The organism is Desemzia sp. FAM 23988, assembly GCF_045528365.1.
Classification (GTDB): Bacteria; Bacillota; Bacilli; order Lactobacillales; family Carnobacteriaceae; genus Desemzia.
Map to the genome: position 1 here is coordinate 1 of NZ_JBGQQS010000031.1, position 26,598 is coordinate 26,598.

The 26,598-nt window shown below is 33.2% G+C and carries 25 protein-coding genes; 12 read left to right on the forward strand and 13 right to left on the reverse strand.

Going from position 1 to position 26,598, the window contains the following annotated elements; translation table 11 throughout:
- Positions 1-366 precede the first annotated feature (366 nt).
- Positions 367-930 (reverse strand): recombinase family protein, encoded by a 564-nt coding sequence (locus ACEN4L_RS12440; protein ID WP_407123617.1) that lies wholly within the window; start codon positions 928-930, stop codon positions 367-369.
- Positions 931-1,275: 345 nt separating this feature from the next.
- On the opposite strand from ACEN4L_RS12440, the gene ACEN4L_RS12445 reads away from it, so the two are divergent.
- From ACEN4L_RS12445 to ACEN4L_RS12475, 7 genes are all read left to right on the forward strand, one after another.
- Positions 1,276-1,389, forward strand: a complete 114-nt coding sequence (locus ACEN4L_RS12445; protein ID WP_407123619.1) for a hypothetical protein — start codon at positions 1,276-1,278, stop codon at positions 1,387-1,389.
- Positions 1,390-1,613: 224 nt separating this feature from the next.
- Positions 1,614-2,435 carry a CBS domain-containing protein gene (locus ACEN4L_RS12450; RefSeq protein ID WP_407123621.1) on the forward strand — a complete coding sequence of 274 codons (822 nt, stop codon included), beginning with the start codon at positions 1,614-1,616 and terminating at the stop codon, positions 2,433-2,435.
- A gap of 324 nt (positions 2,436-2,759) precedes the next feature.
- Complete coding sequence (locus ACEN4L_RS12455) at positions 2,760-2,906, forward strand: hypothetical protein (protein WP_407123623.1); 147 nt, start codon at positions 2,760-2,762, stop codon at positions 2,904-2,906.
- A gap of 39 nt (positions 2,907-2,945) precedes the next feature.
- A complete protein-coding gene (locus tag ACEN4L_RS12460; RefSeq protein ID WP_407123624.1) occupies positions 2,946-3,761 on the forward strand; it encodes a DNA/RNA non-specific endonuclease in 816 nt (271 codons plus the stop codon).
- Between the two features lie 338 nt (positions 3,762-4,099).
- Positions 4,100-6,490 carry an EcoAI/FtnUII family type I restriction enzme subunit R gene (hsdR, locus tag ACEN4L_RS12465; protein WP_407123626.1) on the forward strand — a complete coding sequence of 797 codons (2,391 nt, stop codon included), beginning with the start codon at positions 4,100-4,102 and terminating at the stop codon, positions 6,488-6,490.
- A 110-nt stretch (positions 6,491-6,600) separates the two neighbouring features.
- Entirely contained in the window at positions 6,601-8,052 is a 1,452-nt protein-coding gene (locus ACEN4L_RS12470; protein WP_407123628.1) for an N-6 DNA methylase, read from the forward strand.
- Positions 8,053-9,504, forward strand: coding sequence for a restriction endonuclease subunit S (locus ACEN4L_RS12475; RefSeq protein ID WP_407123629.1), 1,452 nt, complete (start codon positions 8,053-8,055; stop codon positions 9,502-9,504).
- A gap of 1,139 nt (positions 9,505-10,643) precedes the next feature.
- Here the strand turns inward: ACEN4L_RS12475 and ACEN4L_RS12480 are convergent.
- The 7 genes from ACEN4L_RS12480 to ACEN4L_RS12510 form a co-directional block, all read right to left on the reverse strand.
- On the reverse strand, positions 10,644-12,161 hold the full coding sequence (locus ACEN4L_RS12480) for a reverse transcriptase domain-containing protein (RefSeq protein ID WP_407123630.1): 1,518 nt from the start codon (positions 12,159-12,161) through the stop codon (positions 10,644-10,646).
- Complete coding sequence (locus tag ACEN4L_RS12485; RefSeq protein ID WP_407123632.1) at positions 12,161-12,334, reverse strand: hypothetical protein; 174 nt, start codon at positions 12,332-12,334, stop codon at positions 12,161-12,163. Before ACEN4L_RS12485 ends, ACEN4L_RS12480 begins: the two co-directional genes overlap by 1 nt.
- A 425-nt stretch (positions 12,335-12,759) precedes the next feature.
- Complete coding sequence (locus tag ACEN4L_RS12490; RefSeq protein ID WP_407123634.1) at positions 12,760-13,755, reverse strand: hypothetical protein; 996 nt, start codon at positions 13,753-13,755, stop codon at positions 12,760-12,762.
- Positions 13,756-13,878: 123 nt separating this feature from the next.
- Positions 13,879-14,598 carry a Fic family protein gene (locus tag ACEN4L_RS12495; RefSeq protein ID WP_079650710.1) on the reverse strand — a complete coding sequence of 240 codons (720 nt, stop codon included), beginning with the start codon at positions 14,596-14,598 and terminating at the stop codon, positions 13,879-13,881.
- Between the two features lie 172 nt (positions 14,599-14,770).
- The gene (locus ACEN4L_RS12500; RefSeq protein WP_407123636.1) at positions 14,771-15,286 is read right to left on the reverse strand and encodes a DNA-deoxyinosine glycosylase; all 516 of its coding nucleotides are present in this window, start codon (positions 15,284-15,286) and stop codon (positions 14,771-14,773) included.
- A gap of 86 nt (positions 15,287-15,372) precedes the next feature.
- Complete coding sequence (locus tag ACEN4L_RS12505) at positions 15,373-15,759, reverse strand: DUF5388 domain-containing protein (protein WP_131832569.1); 387 nt, start codon at positions 15,757-15,759, stop codon at positions 15,373-15,375.
- 1 nt (position 15,760) lies between these two features.
- Entirely contained in the window at positions 15,761-16,576 is an 816-nt protein-coding gene (locus ACEN4L_RS12510) for a ParA family protein (RefSeq protein ID WP_407123638.1), read from the reverse strand.
- A 1,398-nt stretch (positions 16,577-17,974) separates the two neighbouring features.
- On the opposite strand from ACEN4L_RS12510, the gene ACEN4L_RS12515 reads away from it, so the two are divergent.
- The 4 genes from ACEN4L_RS12515 (at position 17,975) to ACEN4L_RS12530 (ending at position 20,924) form a co-directional block, all read left to right on the forward strand.
- Positions 17,975-18,337 (forward strand): GNAT family N-acetyltransferase, encoded by a 363-nt coding sequence (locus ACEN4L_RS12515; protein WP_079650659.1) that lies wholly within the window; start codon positions 17,975-17,977, stop codon positions 18,335-18,337.
- Between the two features lie 147 nt (positions 18,338-18,484).
- Positions 18,485-18,694 (forward strand): hypothetical protein, encoded by a 210-nt coding sequence (locus ACEN4L_RS12520; RefSeq protein ID WP_407123640.1) that lies wholly within the window; start codon positions 18,485-18,487, stop codon positions 18,692-18,694.
- 115 nt (positions 18,695-18,809) lie between these two features.
- Positions 18,810-19,319 (forward strand): ClbS/DfsB family four-helix bundle protein, encoded by a 510-nt coding sequence (locus ACEN4L_RS12525; RefSeq protein ID WP_407123642.1) that lies wholly within the window; start codon positions 18,810-18,812, stop codon positions 19,317-19,319.
- A gap of 288 nt (positions 19,320-19,607) precedes the next feature.
- A complete protein-coding gene (locus ACEN4L_RS12530; RefSeq protein WP_400886956.1) occupies positions 19,608-20,924 on the forward strand; it encodes an ISL3 family transposase in 1,317 nt (438 codons plus the stop codon).
- Positions 20,925-21,159: 235 nt separating this feature from the next.
- Here ACEN4L_RS12530 and ACEN4L_RS12535 read toward each other — a convergent pair whose 3' ends face one another.
- Positions 21,160-22,116, reverse strand: a complete 957-nt coding sequence (locus ACEN4L_RS12535; protein WP_079650457.1) for an NmrA family NAD(P)-binding protein — start codon at positions 22,114-22,116, stop codon at positions 21,160-21,162.
- A gap of 123 nt (positions 22,117-22,239) precedes the next feature.
- Between ACEN4L_RS12535 and ACEN4L_RS12540 the strand changes: the two genes are divergently transcribed.
- Positions 22,240-23,142, forward strand: a complete 903-nt coding sequence (locus ACEN4L_RS12540) for a LysR family transcriptional regulator (RefSeq protein ID WP_079650459.1) — start codon at positions 22,240-22,242, stop codon at positions 23,140-23,142.
- A 323-nt stretch (positions 23,143-23,465) separates the two neighbouring features.
- Here ACEN4L_RS12540 and ACEN4L_RS12545 read toward each other — a convergent pair whose 3' ends face one another.
- The 4 genes from ACEN4L_RS12545 to ACEN4L_RS12560 all read right to left on the reverse strand — a co-directional run bounded on the left by ACEN4L_RS12545 (position 23,466) and on the right by ACEN4L_RS12560 (position 26,272).
- The gene (locus ACEN4L_RS12545) at positions 23,466-24,023 is read right to left on the reverse strand and encodes a DUF6075 family protein (RefSeq protein WP_407123643.1); all 558 of its coding nucleotides are present in this window, start codon (positions 24,021-24,023) and stop codon (positions 23,466-23,468) included.
- 82 nt (positions 24,024-24,105) lie between these two features.
- Entirely contained in the window at positions 24,106-24,288 is a 183-nt protein-coding gene (locus tag ACEN4L_RS12550; protein ID WP_407123645.1) for a hypothetical protein, read from the reverse strand.
- A 73-nt stretch (positions 24,289-24,361) separates the two neighbouring features.
- Positions 24,362-24,913, reverse strand: a complete 552-nt coding sequence (locus ACEN4L_RS12555; RefSeq protein WP_079650528.1) for a tyrosine-type recombinase/integrase — start codon at positions 24,911-24,913, stop codon at positions 24,362-24,364.
- 312 nt (positions 24,914-25,225) lie between these two features.
- Positions 25,226-26,272 (reverse strand): bifunctional transcriptional activator/DNA repair enzyme AdaA, encoded by a 1,047-nt coding sequence (locus ACEN4L_RS12560; RefSeq protein ID WP_407123647.1) that lies wholly within the window; start codon positions 26,270-26,272, stop codon positions 25,226-25,228.
- Positions 26,273-26,598: the final 326 nt, after the last annotated feature.

Consider the following 26,598-nt stretch of genomic DNA (forward strand, 5'->3'; position numbering starts at 1 on the left):
CCATAAGTTGGGTCCTTTTTATTGGTCTTGGATAAGTCATCCAAGTTCAGTATAAAGGACTTTTTTGCATATTGGAATAGGATACATAACATTGTGAAACATATTATGTTTCATGCAACACTAGTGAGTCCAGATAATAAAATAGAATATTTACTTCTTAAGTTTCTCCATAACTTCTCGGATCCATTTCGTGAAGATAGACTTTCCTCTATTTTTGGAAGATCAATCTTTATTTGTTCATAGACTTCCTTTGTTATTTTGACCATATCAGCAGTCCTTCCTTAGTAAGTTTAATACTTGAAATCATAATTTGTTTCAGGATGAGTGCATTTCGATTGCAGCAACGTTCGGTACATGTTGCAATCGTTATTTTTGCTTACTCTTTAAATATCGATAGAGAGTAGCTTTACTAATGCCGGTCATTTCAGTAATTTCTTTGACACTGTATATCTGGCTCTCGTACAATTTCACGGCTCGTTCAATATCACGCGGGTTTACACGTGGGCGTCCTCCTTTGCGTCCTCTGGCACGTGCACTTTTCAATCCTTCTTTAGTGCGTTCGACAATTAGATCGCGCTCGAACTGGCTGAAGGCCTGAAAGACGGTCATCATGAGTCGTCCTTGTGGGATAGTCGTATCAAAGTTCTCCTTCAGGCTGACTAGCTTGACGTCGTGATCCTCGAAGTAAGTGACGAGATCAATCAGATCCTTGGTGCTCCGTCCCAAGCGGGAGAAGCTTTCCACCACTACCGTATCCCCTGGGCGCAGCTTGTCTTTTAATCGGTTTAATTCCGGACGGCTAGCCTTCGTTCCTGTCATCTTCTCCATCAGAATTTCGTTGCAGTTCTGTTTCTCTAGCAGATCTAGTTGACGGTTCAACTCTTGGTGCTGCGTGCTGACGCGCGCGTATCCGTAGACATACCCACTCATGGTCATCGGCCCCTTTTTTGCTTTTATTGTATCACAAAAGGTAGTTAAAGATCCATAGATAAAGATACAACTTTTGAAACGAAAAAACCCCCATTTACGGCCTGAAGAGGGAACTTTTTTATTTGTCTCATAATCGATTGTTTTTGATACACAAATAACAGAAAAAAATAGAACATCTTCTGATTTTACGACTCAGAAAGAAAATATCCAACTATCTTTAGCACCTTCGCGGATTTTGAGTGTGATCTAATCGTGGAACGAACTCAAGAAGGAAAAGAGATTGCCAAACAGCGATCAGGTTTTCGTTAAAGACGTCCGAAAAAGTTTTTTCAGCAGCAAATTAGTTTGGCGATCAGGCTTCTGAAAGATCATTCTTACACGGAAGTTGAAAAAATGACAGGAATTAGCAAAAGTACTTTAACTAGACATAAAAGAATATTGCAGACGACACAGGGGTAACAAGAAATATTATCTATCAAATTAAGAAGTAAATATTAAAATCACAAATAAAACGAATAAAGAGAAGATGGATCTAACATTGTATATACTAATAATAACGATGATTATCTAATACTAGTGCAGTAGTCACTCTTTAACCTAAGTAAGTGTTTTACGTCACGTCTGTGACTACACACGAGTTAAATGCTTTTTTAAGGAAGAATAAAATTACTAGGAGGATACTTTTGAATAAAGAAACAGAAAAATCAAGTAAGCAAGTAGAATTCATAAAGTTATTCAATGAATTACATAAATTTTTACAAACAGAACTATACGTAGATTTTATGAAGACAAAAAGAGGTAAAGAGAAAAAGAATAATAATAATCCAATGACCTTTGAAGAGTGCCTGTATACAATAAAGAATAGATACAAACACACAATTCTAAATAACTATATAGATCAGTTATATCTTATCAACAATTTTCGCAATACGATTGTACATGATTCTACAAATGAATTTTATGATATTGCTGAACCCTCAGATTATACGATAACAATATTAAAAGAGGTTTACAATTTTTTCTTGAAACCAATTACTGTTAAGAAATACTTGAATTCCAAAAAGTTTGGTAGTCCCTTAACCGTATCAGCGGAGCATAATCTCGAAGAAATACTAAGTTTAATCTCAGAATATAATTTTTCTCAATTTCCAGTTTTTGATAATGATGAGTTTTCAGGAATGGTAACAGATAATGGATTAATAAACTTCATCGCTAAGTTAAAAGATGACGGAGGAATAATATTCGAGGACAATAAAGTGAAAAACATTATAAAGGGTGAAAATGCGTATGAGGAGAATAAAGAATCATATGTAATACACTATCAGGAAAAAGAGTTGTATCGTGTATTAGATGCATTTACTGATGTAGAAAACGTAATACAGTATGTATTAATAAGTAAATCTGGAAAAGAAGGTTTTAGATCCAAAGAAGATTTAGTTGGTATATTTACAACAGCAGATATACCAGATGTCGTGAAGTATCTAAAAGAAAAATATATGGAATAAGTAAAGAGAGAGACTTTATATATATGATGGTTTAACTCTTAATAGCAAATTTATTTGTCTGGAATTAGAAAAGTAACCTGACCCGCTATAAACTAAAGAAGGTAACAATTTCCTAATAAGAGAGTAGAAATCCAAAAATTTTCTATTAGAACTGAATGTTATCTCTAAAATTTCAAACCTATATGTGTGTTGAAGTCTAGGAATATTAAAGGTTATATTAGTGTAGTTAATACTCATGTAGAGTTAATAGTTTGTCCAAAAGATGTATAACTATAAATCTACTGATACTTATTTTTGCATAAAATTGAAAGAGGAGCGAAAACATTGATAAAAAGAACATGGTTGTTATTGGTTGCAAGTAGTGCCTTACTAATTAGTGCCTGTACCCCAACAGGAGAAGCAACGGAAGAGGTAATTGAATCTGAATCGATCGAAACAGAATCAAAAGAAGAAGAATCGTCTAGTCAATAATTTAAGGAAAGTGAAGAGCAAGAAGAAAGATCTGCTTCTTTGGAAGAAATTTCAAGTGATGAATCACAACTAGCTGAAGAAAAACAATCATTTGTATTTCATGATGGTTATACGCTAATTGAAGTGGACGGAGGGGATTTATCTGGCTATCGTCAAGCGAACGTTGTCGTGGATATTGGCTTTGGCGATAGAGAATATTGGGGCTATACGAATGAATACGGTCAATTAGTTCGGGTGGTCGCAAATGAAATTGTTGTACAAGATGATTCTGCTGAGTCTGTTAATTCAAACGGACGCTATTACGGTGATGAAGCCAAAGTTCCAGGAACAGAAGATTCCATTCTGGATGAAGGACACATTATTGCTGATTCTTTAGGCGGTGTGGCCAATGCCTATAATATTACTCCACAAGACAGTGTATTGAATCGTCATGGGGATCAAGCCTATATGGAACGAACAATTCAACAAGCAGGTGGAGCAACTAACTTCGAAGCGATTATTACTTATCCAAATACAACTACTCAAATTCCAAGTAGTTATAAATATACTTATACTGTCAATGGGAACCAAGTAGTGGACGAATTTGATAATATTAACCCCGACGAATACAATGAGCAGCAAGGATTAACGGGAAGAAGCAATAAATCTTCATCATCTACTGAATCTTCAGGAGCAGAATCTGCGGCAGCAAGTACTCCTAATGGAGGAGACGTATCAACAGTAGACGTCAATGGTAATGGGATAGTTACAATCGATGAAGCAAAATCTGCAGGATATTCTATGCCGATTACAAGTGATCACTGGTTATACCAGTACATGAGAGATAATGACAATGATGGAATGGTCGGAGAGTAAAACCAGATAAAAAAACATGTATGATGATCTTAATTGAGAACATCATCCATGTTTTTTTGGTTCTATAATATTACTCTCCAAATGATATTATGTATTCGAATTTTTTCTTTAGACTTCTTTAAAAATTTCCTTTCTACTAAATAAGGTAAGCATTTTAAGTACATATATTTAAAATTACTAGTATTTAAGATAGTAAAAAAGATATCGCTAAAAGAATGTAGTTAAGCAAGCAGTTACTACTATATGTAGTTGTTAAATAAATTAATAGCATTATAATTAAATTATTGATGAGATCGTTTTATTCGTTGGAGAACGAGATGTTGAGAGGAGGAAAATAAGTGAGTCGTCTAAAAAAAGAGATGAATGAAACAGAAATACGTACAAATTTCATTACACCAGCTATTGTCCATTCAGGATGGGACAAATTGCAGCAAATCCGGGAAGAGTTTAGAATTACCGACGGCCGTATCATTACACGAGGAAAAGTGGTCACCCGTGCAAATCCTAAATTTGCCGACTATGTCTTAAACCATATATCAAATGTCCCTTTAGCCGTAGTAGAGGCTAAAGATAACAAACATACAGTGGCGGCAGGATTGCAACAAGGAATGGGATATGCCCGCCAGTTGGATATTCCTTTTGTATATTCAAGTAACGGAGACGGATTTGTAGAATATGATTTCTTTACTGGAGAAGAACGTGAATTACGACTACAGGACTTTCCGTCGCCAGATGAGTTGTGGCAACGGTACAGAGTAGGAAAAGGGTTTGCGGATAGTCCAGTTAAAGAGGCTCTTATAACGGAAAAATATCATTATGTAAAGGGAGACAAAACTCCACGCTATTACCAACGAATTGCGGTTAACCGTACAATTGAGGCGATAGCAGAAGGTGAAAAACGTATGTTACTGGTTATGGCAACCGGTACAGGTAAGACTTACACTGCTTTTCAAATTATTTGGCGAGCATGGAAAGCTGGTAAGGTGAAAAAGATTTTATATCTAGCGGATCGAAACATTCTAGTTGATCAAACTATGGCTAATGATTTTGGTCCTTTGGCAGATGTCATGACAAAGATTGAGAAACGGAAGATGGATAGTTCATTTGAAATTTATATGTCGTTGTATCAACAATTGTCTGGTGAAGATGGAACTGAAGCATTTAAAGAGTTCTCTCCAAACTTTTTTGACATGATCATTGTAGATGAAGCTCATCGTGGTAGCGCACGTGAAGAATCTAATTGGCGGAAAATATTAACTTATTTTAGTTCAGCAATCCAATTAGGGATGACAGCAACGCCTAAAAAGGATGACAACGTGAATACCTTTGATTACTTCGGAGGTCCGCTTTATACCTATTCTTTAAAACAAGGGATTGATGATGGGTTCTTAGCACCTTATAAAATTGTACGTGTGTCCATGGATAAAGATCTAGAAGGGTATCGTCCAGAAAAAGGAGAGACCGACGTTCATGGTTTAGAGATTGCAGACCGCATATACAATGGGAAAGATTTCGATCGAAATCTGATTTTAGAAGCACGAACTAAACTAGTAGCCAAACGCTTGACAGAATATTTGAAAAAAAATGATCGTATGGCCAAAACAATCATATTTTGTGTGGATATTGAACATGCTGAACGGATGCGTAAAGAGCTTGTTACACTTAATGAAGATATGATGCAAAAAGATTCGCGATACATCATGAAAATGACGGGTGATGATATTGAAGGATTAGCTCAATTAGATAATTTCATTGATGTAAACAGTCCTTATCCAACCATTGTGACAACTAGCAAACTTTTAACAACAGGTGTAGATGCAAAGACCGTTCAAATTATTGTATTGGATGCTAACATTGGTTCTGTGACCGAATTCAAACAAATAATTGGTAGAGGTACTCGTTTGCGGACCGATGTTGGAAAGTATTATTTCACTATAATGGATTTCCGTAATGCAACCAATCTATTTGCAGACCCAAATTTTGATGGACCTGCAGAATCAATTGTTGATGTGATTGATGGTGGCGAGATGCCTGACAACGACCATGATATGGGTAATGAGGGTGAAGTTGGTGAGAATGAAGTCCTTTTGACGGATGGTGAAGAGGGAGATAATGGTGAAAAAGGAAAACTTGGAATCGTTCCTCCTGCACCACCTGGAGAAAGAGAAGGTCAGATTAAATACTATGTGAACCATGTGCCTGTACGCGTTTTAAACGAGACAGTCTATTATTATGATAAAGACGGGAAAATTGTCGCGGAAGGTATGCGGGAATATAATAAGAAAGCCATCAAATCAGAATTTGCAACTATGGACGACTTCATCAAAAGATGGTCCAAAGAAGAACGAAAAGATGTTATTATTCAGGAACTTTTGGATAAAGGCGTTTTAATTGAAGAATTAGAAGAGGAATTTGGTTCAAATTATGATGCTTTTGATCTCATTCTTCACGTGGCTTATGGTCAAAAGATGATGACACGTTCGGAACGTGCACAACGCGTAAAGAAATCTGAAAAGTTAGCTCAATACTCCGGAATCTCCAGAGAAGTAATAGATGCGTTGATTCAAAAGTACCAGGATACGGGTTACGCTGATTTTGATGATGTTCATGTGTTAAAATTAGACCCATTGAATCAGTTTGGAAACCCAATGAGTATAGCGCAATCTTTTGGTGGCAAAGACTCTTTTATTAAAACAATGCGAGAATTAGAAGATTCTCTTTATGCTTAAAAAATTTGGAATAGCTTTAATAGAGTTATTCCGTTTCTTAATTGTTCGGGTACTACTTATAAAGTATGGTAGTCTTTAAAAAATATAGCAAGAGTTAAAGGAGTAGTAACATGACAATAGAAAATTTAGTAAAACGAATCCAGGATATTATGCGACAAGATGCGGGTGTGGATGGAGATGCTCAACGTGTCTCTCAATTAGTTTGGTTATTATTCTTAAAAGTCTATGATGCCAAAGAAGAAGAATGGGAATTTATGGATGAAAATTATGAATCCATTATTCCAGATGTGCTCAAATGGCGATCATGGGCACCAGATAACAAAGATGGGAAAGCACTAACAGGTACGTCCTTGTTGGATTTTGTAAATAATCAACTATTCCCAACTTTAAAGGATTTAGAAGTAGATGAATACACGCCACAACGTGCAGCAATTGTTAAGACTGTATTTGAAGATGCTTATAATTACATGCGTGAGGGAGTTTTGTTGCGCCAAGTGATAAATGTTCTAAACGAAGTTGACTTCAATGATTACCAAGAACGCCATGCGTTTAATGATGTCTATGAAACATTCCTAAAGAGTTTGCAAAGTGCTGGAAGTTCAGGTGAGTACTATACAAGTCGTGTATTAACTGACTTTATTATTGATATGTTGAATCCAAAAATAGGCGAAGTCGTAGCAGACTATGCTGCAGGAACCGGTGGATTCTTAACAAGTGCATTAGAGCATTTACGCCTACAAGAAGAAACACCGGAAGACCGTGAAATTATCAATAAAAGCATTGTCGGTATTGAGAAGAAAGGTCTACCATATATGTTGGCTATGACAAATCTCATTCTGCATGACATTGACGAACCCAGTATTAAACGTGGCAACTCACTAGCAGATAACGTGAGAGAAGTAGCTGATAAGGATAAAGTAGACATTTTTGCTATGAATCCGCCTTACGGTGGTGTTGAAGGTCCTGGTATCCAAGCAAATTTTCCAAGTGACATGCAGACAAAAGAAACGGCTGATTTATTTATGGCAATGATGATGTTCCACTTGAAAAAGAATGGTCGCGCAGGAGTTATCTTGCCGGATGGTTTTCTGTTTGGGACTGATGGGGCTAAGATTAACATCAAGAAAAAACTATTAAAAGAGTTTAATTTACACACCATTGTACGTTTACCGTCCGGAGTGTTTGCTCCTTATACAAGTATAAAAACAAACATTCTATTCTTTGAAAATAAAGGAACGACTGAGAAAATTGATTATTACGAAATTCTTTTACCAGAAGGCGTGAAAAACGGATTTACTAAAACACGTCCGTTTATGAATAAAAATATTGAAGGAGCACGAAAATGGTACTTGAACCGTGAAAACCGGGATGAGAATGCTTACTCCGTAACCATTGAAGAGATTGAAAAACGAAATTTTAACATTGATATTCGAAATCCTTTAAATATTAAAGAAGAAGAGATCTTTACGTTAGATGAACTTATGACCGACCTCAAAGGAAAGGCATTGGAAATTGAAAGTCTCATTGAAGAACTTTCAGCTGTTTTGAAAGGGGGAGAGTAAATGGCTGATACAATCGCATTGATGAAGAAACGTGTTTTGAATATGGCCATACGTGGGGAGCTAGTGGATCAACATCTGGAAGAGGGTACTGCTCAAGAGTTGATTCTTAGAACACCGGAAGTTGGAATTTTATCTAAAATTCAGGAAGATAATAGTAATCTGTTATACAATATTCCGAAAAATTGGGAATGGGTAAAAGTTAAAGATATTGGTTTAACAAGGGGCGGGGATGGTTTTCCACTTAATATGCAAAATAAAAATGAAGGGAAATACCCACTTTTTAAAGTAGGCGATCTGTCTAAAGTAACTGGCAATTATGCAGTTAACTCAGAATATTGGCTCGATGAGGAAGATTTTAAGATTAAAAACTTTTTTGTCTTTCCTGCTAATACAATAGCGTTTCCAAAAATTGGAGCTGCACTGTTATTAAATAACAGAAAAATCCTACAGCAAAAATCTCTATTGGATAATAATTGCATGGGATTAATTCCGAATATGAGAGTTAATCATGAGTATCTATTTTATTTTCTTAAAACTATTGATTTAGGGATGCTCTCAAAAGGAACTTCAATCCCCTCTGTTTCTCAATCACAAATTAACAACATTGATTTTCCTCTTCCGCCACTCTCCGAACAGAGACGAATCGTCGCTATAATTGAAGAAATTTTCACGGTCATTGACCAAATTGGCATACGAAAAGAAGAATCTCTTGCAATCATTGAAAATATTCGCCAAACTTCTCTCCAAAATGCTATTATGGGGCAATTGGTGAAACAAAATGAAAATAACGAACGAGCGTCTGAATTATACGAAAAGATAAAGAATGAAAAAGAAAATTTAATAAAATTAGGAAAAATTAAGAAAGAGAAACAATTGCCAGAAATTGAACCGGAAGATGTTCCGTTTGAAATTCCAGAGAGCTGGAAATGGGTTCGACTTGGAGAAATCATCAGTTTGATATCTGGGAGAGACTTGGCAACAAAAGACTTCAATGTAACAGAACAAGGTCTACCGTATATAACTGGTGCGAGTAACTTCAATTTGGGAAGACTTACAGTAAGTCGCTGGACAGAGAATCCTAAAGTTATATCAAAGTGTGGTGATTTATTAATAACAGTTAAAGGTACTATTGGAGATATGCATTTTCAAGAAATTGAAGAAGCACATATTGCAAGACAAGTCATGGCTATAAGAAATGTATCTGAGATAAGTTTAAAATATATAGGGTGCTTTTTAGATGCTGAGCTAACGAAATTAAAAAATAAAGCAAAAAGTATGATACCAGGGATATCTCGCGACGACATTCTTAATTTTGAATTTCCCCTCCCACCACTTTTTGAACAAGAGCGTATCGTACGAAAGCTTGACCAAATCATGGCTATCTGCGATCAAATGGAAGCTCTCTTGTATGAATCTTCTCCGACAAATGTAACCTTAAAAGTAGTAGAATAACAAACAGCACCTCTACAAATGTAGAGGTGCTGTTTGTTAAATAATCCATACTCATATGGCGAGTATTATATAGTTTTTAAAGAAGTGTTAGAAGAATTAATCATACTGAATCTGCTTATACTCCATATTCTGAAATGCTTGCATTTATATTTGTTCTTTTTATAATTATGATATCCAAACCTCTTGCGTAGCATATCCGTTCCTATAAAACAGGTTAATGAAAATTTGAAACATCTGATAGACGGTATTGTTCACTAAAAGGACTTTCTGTTATAAAATAATACACAGTTTCATTCTTAATAGGAATAAATCATATATTTTAGAGGAAGATAAAAAATAACACTATTGGATAGGTTTCTGGATACACGATTTTACATAATTTCATGTGTATTTATTTTTAAAATAAATATTTCAAAAAAACTATGAATTATCCATGTATAGAATTAATCCTCTTAATTTGTAATAGTATTTAGTAATGATTATTGTAACGTATTTTAGTAAACTTGAAAAACCTGAATTTATAAGGATCTTTGTCGTTTTTATTTTTTTGTAAAAAACATTCCCAAAAACACTTGTATTTGGGAATGGATTAAGTCAATTAATTAATCTCATTTAAACACAACAAACTGCTGCACCAAGCACTTCTCCTGGAGGAGATGTTTCCTCTGTAGATACGAATAGAAATGGGAATGTAACCATTAAAGAAGCAAAAGATGCTGGCTATTCTATAACAATTACAAGCAACCATTGGTTATACCAGTACAGGAGAGATAATGATAACGACGGGATGGTTGGAGAATAAATATAAACCTAAAATAAAAGACCAGATTAATTTCTGGTCTTTTATTTTAGGTTTATAAGTAACTTTGAAGAGCAATAACTTAAAAAAGTAATTTAAAATTCAGCGACGTTTCGCTAATTTAATCTTTATTGATTCAGATGTAGCGTATGGTGATTTATTAAAGCGTCTTGAAACAGAATGAAAAACTGGTTGTTTCTTGCTGAGTATATCATGGTTGGCCGTTATAGCTCCTTTCAAAGAGACTATATTCTTTGTATAGCTCAATAAAAAAAGAATCCTATTATTATAGGATTTTCGGAATATATTATTTGGCCGTTTTTTATGTTCTTGTTAAAAATTACTCTATACTTTGTACTATTGAATCTTTATTTTCCACAATAAGTGTATTTATTTCTTTAATTGGAATTATTTGAGAGGGTACTGAAGTCCCCTTAACTGCAATTCCTACTACTTCATTTTCAAAGTTTACAACAGGACCACCACTATTTCCCTGAAAAATAGTTTGAGATATTTCATATCTTAAATTACTATTCTCATAAACTATTCTATCTATTTTTCCATCGGTAACTTTTAACTCATCATTATAAGAATATTGAGGGAATCCTAATAAACGAACAAAATCACCAGTCTTTAAAGGACTAACTGAAGCAAGTAGACCTTTATTCTCCATATCAAAACTTTCAGGTTCTAAGATAACAATATCTTTTTTTATATCATAGTAAATTATTTTTGCAAAGTACGAAACCTTATAGTCATTGCCTTTAAAATATCTAATATTATATGGTGGGGCAGCAATTTTATTTCCTGAATCAATAGCGTTTATGACGTACTCTAATACATGGTAATTAGTTATTAAACCGACTCCTTTTAAGTGAAAACCAGTACCTTGTCCATAGCCAATTGAAATCATGTCGTCTTCTTCTTTATCATAATATGTAAAATCACTTTCGCTCTCAATAATAAAAACGTTATCTTGGTAAAATTGATTAGGCACTAATATTTTAATAGCTGTGACATTAGTAATTGAAATAGTCTCCACTAAGTCATTAAACCTAGTTGCTAATTTTATAAAGACTGAATCATTGGTTCCCTTTACATGCCCTACGTGAGTTATCATACCTTTTAAAACCTTAAACAAATCTATTTCATCAGAATAATTTTTATTTCTGAATGGATATTCGTCTTCAAATTTTTTAATGGGTATATCCAAATTGCTTATATTTTGTTCAACAGAATGTAATATAGCTCTAATCCGACGTATGTATGTTCTTTTAACATTTAGTTTTTGATTTACTGTTATACCTGTAACTTCTTGGTGTTCTTTATTTCTTTGAAATCTAACTTTTTGGTTATTAATAATAAAACCGTTATCTGTTATTATTTTTATTAAGTTAGTTGATAACGCAGGAGCCTCATTTTTAATTTCCATAATTTGACTGGGAAGTGGAAGATTCGAGGAAAAAGTTATATCATCCGCATACCTAGAATATCGAACACTTCTCATCCTTCTTGCCATATTTGTTAGTTCTTTATCCATTGTCTTCGCTATAATATTAGAAATAATTGGAGAAGTTGGTGCTCCTTGAGGTAAAAAACCATCAGGATGACAACAGATATTAGCTAATGTATATGCTACTTTTGAATTTAATTTAAAATAACGAAGAAACATATTACTGACACGTCCATAAGAAATACTTTCAAAGAAATTTTCTAAATCTAAGTTTAGAATATATTTTTTTCCAACGTGAATTTCTGCATTCGTAACTATATCTTTCCCTGAGACAAAACCATGTGCATTTGTATGTGGAGAAAAATTATCGTAGAGTATATCTTTTAGTTTTCTTTGTATTTCCATTAAAGAATTTTTAGGTTTATTGATCTTTCTTTTAGACCCATTTTTTTAAAAATTTCAAATTCAGTGTACTGATTTCTTTTATTGTAAACAATTATGTTTTTCAATTGTTCTTTAGTTACACCTAACATAATCGCAACATCTTCAAAATCTTTTAACAAATTTAAACTATTCATATAATTTCCTCCAAAAAAAAGAGTAAGGCACTCTTCCTATCCTTTGACGCATATATACGATCAGCGTAAACTAGTAATCACAGTAACACGCTGATGCAGGGGTTGGATTATAACGTGATAAATAGATAGCAGTTACACCATCCTAAATTCAGTTTCCTTACTCAATACTCATTATATCTTTACATTTCTTACTTTACTAGTCTTTCATATCTAAAATGTCAGAAAGTAGCAGTATTTATACCAAGATTGTTAAATGTTTATATGAATAGAGATAATGAATATATTTATCATATGTAAGTTATTCTCTAATTCAAATGTACCTAAGCAAATGTATTTAAGTATACTTTAGCCAGATTATATTTTATTTGTTACTAGTAAAATTTTTTAAATAAATGCACATGTTTTTAAGGTTTTTAATTTGTAAATCAGAAAGGTAAATCACTCTCATATACTTCGCACATATGTAGCCTTTCAGTTACGTATGTTTTATGATCTTCTAAGATTTTACCTAGTCCATCATAAGTTTTTATATTTAATTTATAATTGAAGATTTCTTCTACTTCATAATTGTAGGGGTTAACAGATTCTTTTAGTTCTAAAAACTCTAAAATGTTTCGCTCAAAAAGTTTATCACAAGTATTCTCTAATAAACCTACATACTTGTCATTATATCCATTCTGCTTTAGGAAGGAGGAATAGACTTCGTATCTAAAGGAAGTGCTAGTATTTATTTTATTATATCCTTCCGTGTACATGAATTTCAGAAGTAGAAGCTCGTCAGGCTGCAATGTACCTCTTTCAATATTCTCAAGTATAATAGGAGAATTATCCTTCTCGACGTTTTCAGACTTTTGAGTTTCGTATTGTATTTCTAATCTAGTTGTGAATTTAGCAACTTGCCGCGTAAGAAAATTTTCCACACTTTTAGAACCATAAATATTATATATTCCTCGAGTTTCTTTTTGTAATTTTTCGCGAAAATAAACGACTTTTTGATACTCTTTAACATCTTGAGAATTAGTCGGTGCAGAAGTATCACAAAAAAATATTCCAATTCGATCCGCGTTTTCTTTGCTGAATACATCTAACTCTTCTAAAGTACCGGATTCAGCTCGACTGGTGGGGGAACCTAATTTAGATTTTAAAATCATTATTAGAATATCACTATCTAATAAAATCCTTTTATTTATCAACTCTTGTCCATCTTCCGTTAAACTATATTCAGAGCTAATAGATTTTTCCCATCTGATAGGTAGCAGAATTATCTTTTCCCTTTCTGAATTCAAGTCATTCCATTCATAAATAATGTCTTCCACTTGATTTCTCTCATCTGAAGTATCATTTGGAGAAGCAATAAATATTTTCAATACTGTCGCCTGAAATCCCAAACTTATTCCTCCTTCTGTATTATCTTGATTCATAATTTTATTTCTAGGTTTCGCATTCTCATTTTACAAAATTTAGTAGATTAAACTATTGTTTCAATTTTTTTAACTATTTAATTAACCTACGTAAAAGCATATGATTATACTTTTACGTAAATCTTAATCGTACTTAATTTGTTCCTCATCCATATTTTGAAATGCTTGCATTCGTTTCTGCTCTTTATTCAGTCTTTCTTTTGCGAATTGAAAGAAGCCATCTACATCTTGATTGGCCAAAAATTCGACATACTGAGCTTTGGTTTCTTTTTCAATAATAAGTGGTGGGAATCCTTCTTGCAACAACGAATACATCATTATCATCCGCCCAGTTCGGCCATTTCCGTCTGAGAATGGATGGATTCGTTCGAATTGGATATGGGTATCCAAAATCGCTAACAGTTTGTCATCGCTCGTTTTAGCGTTATCTAACCGATACTGCAGGTTATCCACTAGCTGTGCTACAAGCAAAGGCGTTTCAGCTGGAGAAGCCGTTTGGAACTCGGCACCTATAATAATGTTTTCACTCTTTTTAAACTGTCCTTTATCATACTGCAAGCGATCCGTTAAATCAGCATGAATCTCTTTAATGATCGTTACAGAGAGTAGTTCTTCATTAATTAAATGGCTGGTCATTCTTTCAAAAGCTTGCTTGTGATTTTCAATCTCATAAAATTCTCTAACTGTTGCCCCCGAACTATTCGGTAAAGTTCCATTAACAATAATAGAAACCGTAGCCGGTAAAGAAATCGTGTTTCCTTCTATCCCTGCTGAATGATGAGCCAAACGAACAAGAATATCATCGAGATATTCCTGCGTGAATTTTTTTAAAGCGTTCCTCATATGATCGCCTTCTCCCCTCGTTAACACTAATTTATGAGCACACTTAGGATAACTTGAACAACAACTCCCCCGAAGTGTTAAAGTGGTATAATGTTAAAATGGTACATAACATTACCAGAAATGTTTATGCTCTCTTTAGTAGGCTCTGATTTTCAAATCAATTCCTTAATGTTTATAAGCTATTTACTACCTTGCTCCACTGTACAACTTTTTCTTCAAACGATTTTACATTTTTACCTGGAACTGGGCTAGTAGAAGGTAACTTAATAAACTGAATCTCTGTAAAATGCTGGAAACCGATTTTTGTTTTAAATATTTGATAGGCTTTGTTCCCATTAAATCCGACAATTTTTAAGGATGAATGTTGCTTAAAAAAAGACATAAAGTCATTTAACACATCTTCTGTGATAGCAAAAACTAAACTCCCTACTCTTTTACAGCGATGGATCACGTCCCATAAAGCAATATGATGTTCTTTCAGAACATTAATTCGTTGTGGATATTCTTCAGGTAGTTGTAGTTTGAGGATTTCCTCCATTATTTTCCACAATTGATTCCTTTTATTAGCATAGTATTGCCCTCTTTTGAGAGATTCTGTTCCAGGCATGAATCCTAGAATCAAAATTTTAGCTTGATCGTCGATAATAGGAGCTAAACCAAATCTTTTGTCTGAGGTTAATAGAACCATATTTTTATCCCCCTTTGTCGTTCAGTCACATGAGAGTTGATTTTTGAAACGTTATGGTATCTAATCCTTGTATTACTGCTAGAATGTTAGTTTTTATTAGCTTTTTTTTGGTGTCTCTTGACGTCTTTATCTTCGTAGATTTGAACTAAATCCTCAAAACGTTTTGCATCGCTATCGTTTAAATTTTCAACGTATAAATTGACAAAAGTCTCTACCATTTCTTTTTGACTATCTGAATGTCCCATTGTAATCAGAGCCGCTATTTTATTGCGGATATGATTGTCGACGCGAATATTCACTGGTTCCGTTATAAAACTGGATACAATCGCTTTTTCTTTTGAGGATGGTTGTTTACTAGAATTGTTTTTATCAATATCAACACGGCTCACTTGGTTGTTTATCTCAATCTTTGGTCCACGGGTCAGTGTTTTTTTGTTTTTATTTTTTATTTGATCATGATTTAATAACGCCATTCTACACGCCTACTTTCTCTAAACGACTCAAAATTTCGGTAGATACGTTGGTAAATATCTCGTGAACTCTCCGATCATGAATGTCTTTGGGATTATCTGTAACGCCTTCCATGTCCATTCGCTTAATTCGTTCCATAATGGATATTTTATTTTCAAAAACATTATCAGGTCCAAAGCTTTCCAATGCTGCTTTGAGAATTTCTTTATCTACACGTGCACCCTTCTTACTTAATACCGGTAAAATGCCTAATATGTCTACGGAAGAATGAAATTCATTAATCAGAGTCTCTTGTAAGTAAGTTATAAACACCTCTGCACCAGATAAAGATCGCTCTTGTGTTTGTAGAACAACTATAATTTGGTCACAAGCATAGAAAGCAGTATCATTTAATAAACTCAGTGTAGGTGGCACATCTATAAAGATGAAGTCGTAATCCGATTTTAAAGGTTCAATGAGCTTTTTGAAAAACGAGACGCGATCTAATTCGTTGTCAAAATTTCTTTCCAGGTACCTAGCATACATAGAAAAATCAACCGCATTTGGAATTAAAGTAAGATTTTCTTTAATTTCTATTGTTACTTCCTTTAAAGGAAGTTGATCATTAATGGCTCCCATTAATGACTTATCAATGGTGATAATATCACTATCCGCTGATTTTGTTTTCAAAAGTAAGGATGTTAAGTTTGCTTGAGCGTCAAAATCAATAATAAGTACTTTGTGTCCCGATTTAGCTAGATTGTATCCTACTAGTGCTGTCGTGGAAGTCTTCCCTACTCCGCCTTTGAAGTTTGCAAAACTCATTACAGTTGCTGTCATATACTAACTCCCCCTAAATGTTATTTACCACTATCATACCTGAACTCATAAAAAAAGTATACCGAAACTCCACCTAAATGTTATAAAACACTGAGGCTGTCTTTGTAATTGAATTAAACTCCCCCGAAGTGTTAAAGTGTTACAATGGTAAAATGTTTAAATGTTAAAGTGTTAGAATGTTCAAATGTTAGAATGTACAAATGGTAAAATGTTAAAGTGTTATTTTAATAACTCCAAAAGGTTTTTATAGCAACGAATATAAGTAACTACCCCGAAGTGTTAAAATGTTAAAATGTTAAAGTGTTAAAGTGTTAAAATGTTAAAGTGTTAAAATGGTATTTAACATTTTAACACTTTAACACAACATTTTTTTTTAGCTAAAAACCGTTTACAAACCTTTGTTTAATCGATATCTTTAGTACATGAAAATAATTGAATACAAAAAAAGCCCCGTAGACGCCAATCTACGAGACACACAAAACTTATCCGGTTATATGTGTCTATTATACCAGCCTCTTTTTGAGTTGGCAATAATAGGTCTTTTTTAAAACTGTAGGGGACAAGCTGCAGCCATGAAAAACTGGGACCAAGGGGACAGGTTAGGCGCTAGCCACTTCAATAACTAGCGATAGGGGATCAAAAGAGATTACTGTATGCACTCTTTCCCTGAATGGTGTCCGCGACCGATTTAACGGCGGGGGTGGTAATCCTAGGCCAAAAGCCTGGTAGCCTAAAACAATGCTCTTTGGGAGGGTTTTAAGAGGGTTTTAGGTGTGTCTCAATAACACCAACGCATACAGATGTGATAGTGGCTCCAATCGTCTCGCCGACGTTAGAATGTAAAACACATAAATATTTAAAACGCATGTTGTACTCTAGCTAGTCATATATTTTATTTTTATATGGCAGTCTAGGGTACAACTATGCTCAACACCAAAACATCAACACCTCTGTTAGCAAAGTGACTAATAGAAAGCAAGTGTTTATTTAAAATTACGTTAGTTTTTAAATACGAGAAAGTAATTCAAGTAATTCACGATTCAAAACACTTTAGTACTAATATACAGAATCTTGAAAACAACATGTTGGAGATAATTAGGCGAAAGTAAGATTTAGACTAGTATCGATCCAGTATTAAGAAAGATGTTGATGAATTAAATTAAAGTATTTATAGTAATTTTGAAGAGAACAAAACTGAACGAAATTTTAATGATATTAATAATCAGCTTGATAATATAAATAATCAAATTAATATTCTTGATAAAGAAATAGAAATTTGATAAGAAGCTCTAAGGGAGGAAAATGGATACTTCATGAGAAGAAATGGAATTAGTAGTATACACATAATATTCCAGTTAGTCTCTCGTTTTCTTACCACATATTTTTTAAAAGCATTGTATGTTAAGTTTTGTAGACAGTTCTGTTGATTTGAGAAGTCAAATTAATTATTTCAAAATGAAAATCACTGGTGCAGCAAATGGAACGTATAAATTATCTTTCATAGTTGCAGATAATAAAATAATTGGGTGTATCGACTTACATAACATAGATTCCACCACTGGAAAGGCTGAAATTGGATACTGGATTCATTCAAGTTATTCTGGTCAAAATATAGTTTCTAAAGCAGTCAAAAGGTTATGTACGTATTCTTTTGAAGTGCTTGAATTAAATAAATTAAGTATTTTTGCTGATGTTGAGAATATAGGCAGTAACAAAGTAGCTATAAAAATAGGGTTCAAATTAGCGGGAATTAAGTTATAAGACGTGATTAGACACAACGAATACAGGGATTTGAACGAGTATTATTTGTTGAAACCTGATTCTGATAGTCACATGAAACTGACATTATGACATTACCACACTAATCATTGTCAACTTGAAACAGTAGAGGATATCTTTGAAAGTAACTTGAAATTATCAGAAAATTTAGAAGTGGCCATTGAGAGACTAGAAAATCATGACAAAAAAATATTAGAACTAGAACAAACCTTAATAGAAAAAAAGTATATTCAGTTAAATTTCAAAAAAACTTTATATTTTTCACAAATGAGCAATCGAAAACCCCTCCACTATAAGGATACCGGATTACTTGGCTTAATTGGAATTTATGTTAATTAGAAACTATTAAATTAGGTTTTTTTAATCTGCTATGCGTTGCAATATAAATGTTGCTTAGTTCTATTTTTTGTCTCAAAATATACTTAGATAAATCGAATATTTTAGGAGGTATTTTATGAAAGACTACAATAGCAAAAAAGAGCTAGTGGAGACCATTCAAGAAAAATATCAAAAATACATTTCAGAGTTTGTATCTATACCAGAAAACTTAAAGGAAAAAAGGATTGAGGAAGTGGATAAAACTCCTTCAGAGAATCTTTCTTATCAACTTGGCTGGATTAATCTTTTACTACAGTGGGAAAAAAACGAAAAGCAAGGTAAAAATGTGAAAACACCTGCTGAAGGCTACAAGTGGAATAATTTAGGTGGATTGTATGAATCATTTTACGATCAATATGGATCTTTTTCTTTGAAAGAACAGGAAGTTTTATTAACTAAATCCGTTATGGAGCTGTGTGAATGGATAAATTCATTATCTGATAAGGAATTATTCGAACCTGAACAACGAAAATGGGCTACTACAAAGGCAAAGTGGCCATTGTGGAAATGGATTCATATAAATACAGTTGCACCATTTACGAATTTTAGAACTAAAATTCGTAAATGGAAAAAGTTAACCTTATAGTTTTATACGAAATACCTTTATAGCTATTTCGTTAGAATCTCCAGGTCTTTTATTATAATAGTGAGTACTTTAGTAGAAAATATAAATATATTAGCAACATTCGAAAAAGCTATGTACATACTAACGTCAATTTCAATAGTTTTATACGTTTTTAGTTACTTTACTCTTTACTTCGGAACCTAAAAAACCTTGGACTAATTGATTAGTCCAAGGTTTTTTAAGACACAAAAAAGCATTTGATTCCTCTATAATTAAGTTACTGAACCAAACTATCAGGAGGAAAATCAAATGCTTTTACCTAAGAATATCAGATTAAAGGACAAAAATACAGATGCTGTGCTCAAACAATTACTAAACATAAAAGACTCAAACATTTTCTTTTCTAAACATGCCCTCACGAAGGAAAAAGTGAAGGGGCGTATGGCCAATGTTTGTACCGGAATATTGACCTATACACCTAAACAGTGTGCTTGTTGTGGCTTTGATAGCGTGATTCATCATTCTTATAAAGAGTGTTGGATTCAATTTATTCCTTTTCAGGAGGTGCCTACCTATCTTCATCTTTTTAAACAACGATTTTTTTGTAAACAATGTGGCCATACTTTTTCCGCCAAGACTTATTGCGTTGCAGAAAATTGTTCACTTTCTCGTGCGTTGAAGTTCGCCATTGCGATTGATTTAAAGAAAAAGATTTCCATGAAAGACATTGCCCAGCGCTATTTTGTTTCTGTTAAGACGGTTGAACGAGTCTTAGATTCTTTCTTTAAAGAACCTAAATTTAATCCGAGTTACTTACCAAAAAATTTATCAATTGATGAATTTAAGGGAACCAACGACTGTGAGGGTGCTATGTGTTTTATTCTCAGTGATGCCCTAACGGGCAAAATTTTTGATATCTTGGATGATCGAAGAAACTTTAAACTCATGGCTTATTTTCTAAGATTTACGCAGAAAGCTAGACAAAATGTCCAGCACATTGTCATGGATATGAACGCTGGCTATCACCAAGTCACCCAAAAACTATTTCCTAATGCTCAGGTTTCTATTGATCGGTTCCATGTCGTTCAACAACTTACGCGAGCCTTCAATAAGCAACGCATTCAAGTCATGACTAACTTGAAAAAGAGTGATCCAACAGCCATGAAAGATCAGCGGAAATTAAAAAAATACTGGCGCACACTTCTAAAGAAAAACAAAAAAATCAATTTTACCTCCTTTAAGCAGTTTCCTCTATTTAAACAGAAATATGTGACAGAGTCTGAAGTGTTGGATCATTTATTAGCGATCGACACCTCCCTTAAAGAAAGTTATGAGGTCTACCAAGAACTATTGGCTTCCTTTGAAGCCAAAGATTCGCTTCGCTTTTTCACTCAAATGGAACAGCTCCCAACAACCTTAGATCACTCATTTAAAAAAGCGATTCTTTATCTGACAAAACATAAACAGGCGATTAGCAATGCACTGACCTATCCCTATTCTAACGGAAAGCTGGAAGGAAAAAACAATCTCATCAAAGTAATGAAACGCATGGCCTTTGGCTTCCGTACCTTCCGTCATCTCCGAAGGAGGATACTGATTCAACAGAACCTTTGCAAAATTATTTAATAACGAAAAATGGGAAACGCAGAAGCGCTTCCCAAAAGTGATTTAATTTAAAACAACACCATTTGACAAAGAACCAAAAATTGTTTTGTTCAAAATATTACCTAACTAAAGTGAATAATCCGGTTCGCCGCACCGGATTATTCCGTCTATATTTATTTTAACTTCTAAATTGAAGCAAACAATAATTTCATACTATGAAAAATACTGTGATATTGAAGTATTAAAAATTATTTTTTTATAAATCTCTCCAATTGCTTACTTTATTTTTCCATACATAGCTATATTTATCTAACAAATCACTTACCTCTAAAGGTTTTCTTCCTGTAAGCTTTTCAACAGCATCAGAAACAACTGCCATCTGCCCTTCTGCAATACCTGCTTCATTTGTTACCATATCATTACTACACCATGGCACTGGTGCTTTTGAATTATCTTCATTAGTTGTACGAGGAATATGAAGAGCATCTAGATATGTATAAAATTCTTCATCATTCATAGGTACATATTTAAAATTAATTCCAGATTTCTCAGCTATCATCTCGCAAATATCACGCTGACTAACAGGTGTCGAACTTGTAAGATCATAATCCATGTTATGTTCGCCTTTTCCAAGAAGAAGTGCTGTTGCACATCGTGCACTATCATCCTTAGCTATAAAAGTTGCTTTTCCCTCCCTTGCAGTTGTTCCCCATAAATTGTTACTTAACATTGCAAGCATAACTGAAGTTGTAAGGTAATTTTCCATATAAAGGTTATTTCTCATAATATTATACTCAAGTCCACATTCTTTTAAATATGCTTCTGTGGCAGTATGATCAGGTAATACATACTGCTTATATTCCTCACGATTTGCTCCGAAGAAAGATGTGTATGTAATATGCTTAACCCCAGCTATAGCACATGCATCTATAACATTTTTGTGCTGTTTTACACGTTCCGGTCCATTCAAAATTCCTGAAACAAAATATATTCTGGCTCCGTCCTCGAATGCTTTAACCATTCCTTCTTTATCATCATAATTTGCTTCTCTTACAGAAACGCCCTTTTTCTTCCAAGCTTCTCTTTTTTCTTCTGGCAAACGCTTGATATTAGGACATGTAAAAATTAATTTTTCACCTGAAACAATTTCAAGCATATTTGCAGCAACTCTGCCACCTAATTGTCCGTCACAACCAGTTACTATATAGCGCATATAATCTCCTCCTAAATTTAAGTTATTTCAATAACTAAATATATATTATAACACTTCTATTGCAAAATCTAATTCGTTTATGTTATAACTTATAAAAGATATTTATAAGAGAGGGGCTATAAAATGCAACTTGTACAGCTTGAATGTTTTATTCATTTGGCAGAAACTTTAAATTTTTCAATTACCGCACAATACTTACATATATCACAGCCAGCAGTTTCTTATCAGATAAAAGCTTTAGAGGATGAACTCAATCTTAAATTGCTTAAACGCACAAGACGTAACGTAGAGCTTACTGCTGCTGGGCTTTCATTTTACACTGATACTAAAGATATCGTTTCACGAATTAACACGGCTATTGCCAAATCAAAAAGTATTTCAGAAACGTATAAATCAACTTTATCGATTGGTTACGAAGGAAACATAATTGAAACAAAATATTTCCCCGAAATTATGCGCGCTTTTAAAAAGAATCATCCACATGTGTTCGTCCATTTAAAAACAGCCGATTACAGTGAAAAATATAGTCTGATTGCCGGTAACAAGCTAGATATCATTTTTTCTGATAAAGAAAGCATTGAAACTGTAACTAACATATGCTATGAAGAACTGTTTACCGGAAAATTTGTTTGCGTAATGCCTAAAAATCATCCACTTGCTTGTCAGACAACCATATCCGTGGATGATTTGCGTACTCAGCCACTTGTTCTACGTGAAACCATAAAATGTACTCCTGCAATGAAACATCTGCAGAACCAATTACAAAACAATAATCTGCACTGCCCTATTTATTTTGCGGATTCGCTTACTCTAAATTATACAATGATCAAGAGTGAAATGGGTATCGGGGTTTTCCCTGATTTTATCAGTCCCCCCGATGACGAACTATCTATTATACCTTTATACACTCCAAACATGGACAACCATATTTCTTACGGTGTAGCATGGAGGAAAAATAACAACTGTCAGGAATTAAAAGCTTTTATTAAAATTACTGCACTTACCTATAAAAAAATGAATATTTAATATTATGCATCCTTGATTGATATAGCAAACTTCTATAAGATTCACATCAAGAGGATTATGGACTCATAGAGCGTATAAGTGGGTCTCTACTGTGTATCAGTGGAACCATGTGCGTGAAATAATCAAAATCACTAGATTCAGTTTGAAACTCTGAATGTAAATCTAAAGATTTACTGCTTTTTAAGATAGGCGTACCATATCCTAAATCTAGATAGCATAACAGGTCGGATTTTAATGGGTCTATATTATTTGGTGTTGTTACTCAAAAATGAGTAGGGACACCAAATCTTTTTTTAAGGTACAAATTAAAATTTAAAGTTGCTTTATTTATTAAATCTAATATTAATAGCTTTCATTGCTAATCTATAATTATCATTATCAAGAGTGCTGAATAGCTCTAACGGTGCTAGTGCAGAAGAATTATTATATAAATTAAAAGCTAGGTCTACCATTTTTCTATCTCCACTACTAAAATCTACGTTTTCAAAATAGTTAGGTTTAATCCAATGCTCGTCAAAATCATATAAGCTATTAACTTTATTGTATAGGTCACTATTACCACTAATGATAAAAAATAAAGCTATTCGTTCCTTATCTGTAGCACGTGTATTATCTTTTGCAATTAATTTGAATAATCTATCTGTGTGTTCTTTATTTAAGCCTAACTGAATTTCACTTTTTTGTAACGTTGGCGTGTCAACTAACATGGTATTACTATCTTGCTTTATATCCACACGTCCAACTTCTGTACTAGCTCTACAACTATTACATGTTATTGAAATATTATTTTGTTCCATATTGCTACCATAACTAGAAGTAAAAGCTCTACTTCCACAACTACTGCAAATTAACTGGTGAATATTTTTATATTCCATTTCCATTTTATCATCCCCAATTTAGTTATTATTGTTACTGAAAACGATCTTTTAGTAGTGTTAAGTAAAAAAGATAAATATAAAGATATTATTTATTAAAGTAATTTATAATGATTCCTACTACAACTCCAAATCCCATACCTACTACCACATTTGTTACAATGTCTTTTGTTATTACACCGTAAATAAGCCCTATAATAATTCCAATACAAGGAAAAATTGACGAAATCATGGTTGACTGGTTAGATTTAATCTTTTTGTTTTTTGCCATTAAATTAATCTCCTAACTTTTGATTAAGTTTAAAACAATCATAACCTTATTATACTTGATTTAAACTGAAAATTTAAAAACCTAGTCTAAAATTTAATAATGTTTCGCTAATTTCATCTTCATTTATACCAATGTATCTTTTCGTAATTTTTTCACTGCTGTGACCGAATATTTCCATGAGTGTAGCCACGTCTTTTGTTTTCTTATAATAGTGATAGCCGAATGTCTTACGAAGGGTGTGGGTGCCTATATCGTCTCTTCCTAGTAGCTTAGAGACCTTTTGAAACATCTGATAGACCGTATTCACTTCTATATGTCCACCCTTGGTGCTTGGAAATAAATAGTCCTCTGGATCTAAGTCTTTCGTGTACTCCTGGATCAAGTCCTGCAGACTACTCAAATACAAAATACGAGTTTTTCCCGTTTTCTTTTCGATAATACGCGGATTTTTTGAGGAAATCAGGTCTTGTTTCTTCAATTTTACGATATCGGACATACGTAAACCGCTATTAATGCCGATCAAAAACAGAAAAACATCCCGATCTGCGTTTTTATTGCGCCTCAAACAGAATAAAAAGTCGTTTATTTCTTGCTGAGTCCGTAATGGTTGAACGTTGTAACTCATTTAAAAGCCCTCTCCTCTCACAAAAGTGATACATGATTTTGTTTAGTATACCATATAATCATGTGTTGGAAGGCAATGCAAAAAAAGAACCCTATTGGAATAGGATTCCCGATACACGTTTTTATACAATTTCATGTATTGCTAATCTAATATATATTTTTTTACTTATAAATTTATCTCTTTTTACTTATTACAATTACACATATTAGTTGTTGTTTTTGAAATACTTCAAAATGATCTACTAGTGATTTATATATTATCAAAACGTAATTTAATTTGCCAATTTTGAATTTATTGGTTTAATTTTCAAGTTTAATGATGTATTTTTTCTAAACTCAATAAATATTCTTTTCTTTCAAAACCTCCGCCATACCCACCTAAATCACCATTAGCATTTATTACTCTATGGCAAGGAATGAGTATAGAAATTTGATTTGCTCCATTTGCATTTCCAACGGCTCTTACTAAATTTTTGTTACCTAGTTTATTCGCAATTTCTTGATAAGATGTTGTTTTACCAGGTGGAATAGAAATAAGAATATCCCATACTTTTTTTTGAAAAGGAGAACCCTCTTTAAAAAGAGGTATTGTAAACTCTTTTAATTCTTTTTTAAAATAATATTCTAGCTGTTCTTCTAGTTTATCATTAATGCTAGTATTCCCAGGTATAATTCTAGCATTATGCTTGTTGCGGAGTTTTTCTATTTCTTTTTCAAGTCCTCTTCTATCCATAAATTCTAGTAGATATAGATAATTCGAGTCAGATAAACTGATCATTCTACCAATAGGAGTAGATAATATATTCGCATTAATAATAGAAATAGTTGTTTTTTTTGGAGGATTACCTAAAATTTTGGTAAATGCATCATTGAATGCACTGGCAGATTCATATCCTAATGAAAGTTGTTGATCAATAACTTTGGTGCCTGCCAATATTTCTTTGAAAGCCATACCCATTCTACGTGACCGGGCATATTGAACAAATGTCATATCATAAATTTCTTTAAATTTTCTTCTTGCTGTAGCAGAATGAATTCCTAAATTGTGAAAATCTGACTCTTTCCATCTCTTTTCAGGATTTTTTTCTACTTCCGCTATTAAAAGTTTCACTTCATCCGAAATACTATTAGGATAGGTTAATGGATGACATCTCTTACATGGACGAAAACCGGCAAGTAGAGCTTCTTCTGCTGTTAAGTAGAACTCACAATTTTCAAATTTTGGTTTTCTTGCTGTACAAGTCGCATGACAAAAAATTCCAGTTGTTTTTATTCCAGCAAAAAAAATACCATCATAATTAGAATTTTTTTCAATTAATGCTTTATAAAATTCTTCTTTTTTATACTCAGAAGTAATCATATTTAGGCTCCTCTTATGTTAAGCTAGCTTGATTTTACCTTGCTCTTGTAAATTATGAAATAATTCTATTATCTGAGAAAAGTACATTTCTTTTGAAAGACCACTTGTTGTCCAATCTAAATATAAAGAAGGTCCATAGCTAATTCTAGAGATACCAAGGTTTAAATAATCTTCTATTTTATCATTTTTTATATCTAGCATCACTAGTGTTGCATAAATATAGTCAGAATATTCTGAATTATTATTTTCTTGAAAAAAGTAAAAAAAATCGAATGCTTACGCAAAGGATGACTATTTCCAGAAAATTTTGCTTATTTAGCTGATTC

What these genes read in the sequence shown, in the direction of transcription:
- ACEN4L_RS12510 (WP_407123638.1), bottom strand. Translation starts at nt 16,576, where the DNA reads ATGACAGCAACTGTAATGAGTTTTGCAAACTTCAAAGGCGGAGTAGGG.
- ACEN4L_RS12440 (WP_407123617.1), bottom strand. Translation starts at nt 930, where the DNA reads ATGAGTGGGTATGTCTACGGATACGCGCGCGTCAGCACGCAGCACCAA.
- ACEN4L_RS12475 (WP_407123629.1), top strand. Translation starts at nt 8,053, where the DNA reads ATGGCTGATACAATCGCATTGATGAAGAAACGTGTTTTGAATATGGCC.
- ACEN4L_RS12500 (WP_407123636.1), bottom strand. Translation starts at nt 15,286, where the DNA reads ATGGTTCTATTAACCTCAGACAAAAGATTTGGTTTAGCTCCTATTATC.
- ACEN4L_RS12515 (WP_079650659.1), top strand. Translation starts at nt 17,975, where the DNA reads ATGTTAAGTTTTGTAGACAGTTCTGTTGATTTGAGAAGTCAAATTAAT.
- ACEN4L_RS12490 (WP_407123634.1), bottom strand. Translation starts at nt 13,755, where the DNA reads ATGAATCAAGATAATACAGAAGGAGGAATAAGTTTGGGATTTCAGGCG.
- ACEN4L_RS12480 (WP_407123630.1), bottom strand. Translation starts at nt 12,161, where the DNA reads ATGGAAATACAAAGAAAACTAAAAGATATACTCTACGATAATTTTTCT.
- ACEN4L_RS12470 (WP_407123628.1), top strand. Translation starts at nt 6,601, where the DNA reads ATGACAATAGAAAATTTAGTAAAACGAATCCAGGATATTATGCGACAA.
- ACEN4L_RS12540 (WP_079650459.1), top strand. Translation starts at nt 22,240, where the DNA reads ATGCAACTTGTACAGCTTGAATGTTTTATTCATTTGGCAGAAACTTTA.
- ACEN4L_RS12550 (WP_407123645.1), bottom strand. Translation starts at nt 24,288, where the DNA reads ATGGCAAAAAACAAAAAGATTAAATCTAACCAGTCAACCATGATTTCG.
- ACEN4L_RS12560 (WP_407123647.1), bottom strand. Translation starts at nt 26,272, where the DNA reads ATGATTACTTCTGAGTATAAAAAAGAAGAATTTTATAAAGCATTAATT.
- ACEN4L_RS12530 (WP_400886956.1), top strand. Translation starts at nt 19,608, where the DNA reads ATGCTTTTACCTAAGAATATCAGATTAAAGGACAAAAATACAGATGCT.
- ACEN4L_RS12545 (WP_407123643.1), bottom strand. Translation starts at nt 24,023, where the DNA reads ATGGAAATGGAATATAAAAATATTCACCAGTTAATTTGCAGTAGTTGT.
- ACEN4L_RS12535 (WP_079650457.1), bottom strand. Translation starts at nt 22,116, where the DNA reads ATGCGCTATATAGTAACTGGTTGTGACGGACAATTAGGTGGCAGAGTT.
- ACEN4L_RS12555 (WP_079650528.1), bottom strand. Translation starts at nt 24,913, where the DNA reads ATGAGTTACAACGTTCAACCATTACGGACTCAGCAAGAAATAAACGAC.
- ACEN4L_RS12485 (WP_407123632.1), bottom strand. Translation starts at nt 12,334, where the DNA reads ATGAATAGTTTAAATTTGTTAAAAGATTTTGAAGATGTTGCGATTATG.
- ACEN4L_RS12525 (WP_407123642.1), top strand. Translation starts at nt 18,810, where the DNA reads ATGAAAGACTACAATAGCAAAAAAGAGCTAGTGGAGACCATTCAAGAA.
- ACEN4L_RS12495 (WP_079650710.1), bottom strand. Translation starts at nt 14,598, where the DNA reads ATGAGGAACGCTTTAAAAAAATTCACGCAGGAATATCTCGATGATATT.
- ACEN4L_RS12505 (WP_131832569.1), bottom strand. Translation starts at nt 15,759, where the DNA reads ATGGCGTTATTAAATCATGATCAAATAAAAAATAAAAACAAAAAAACA.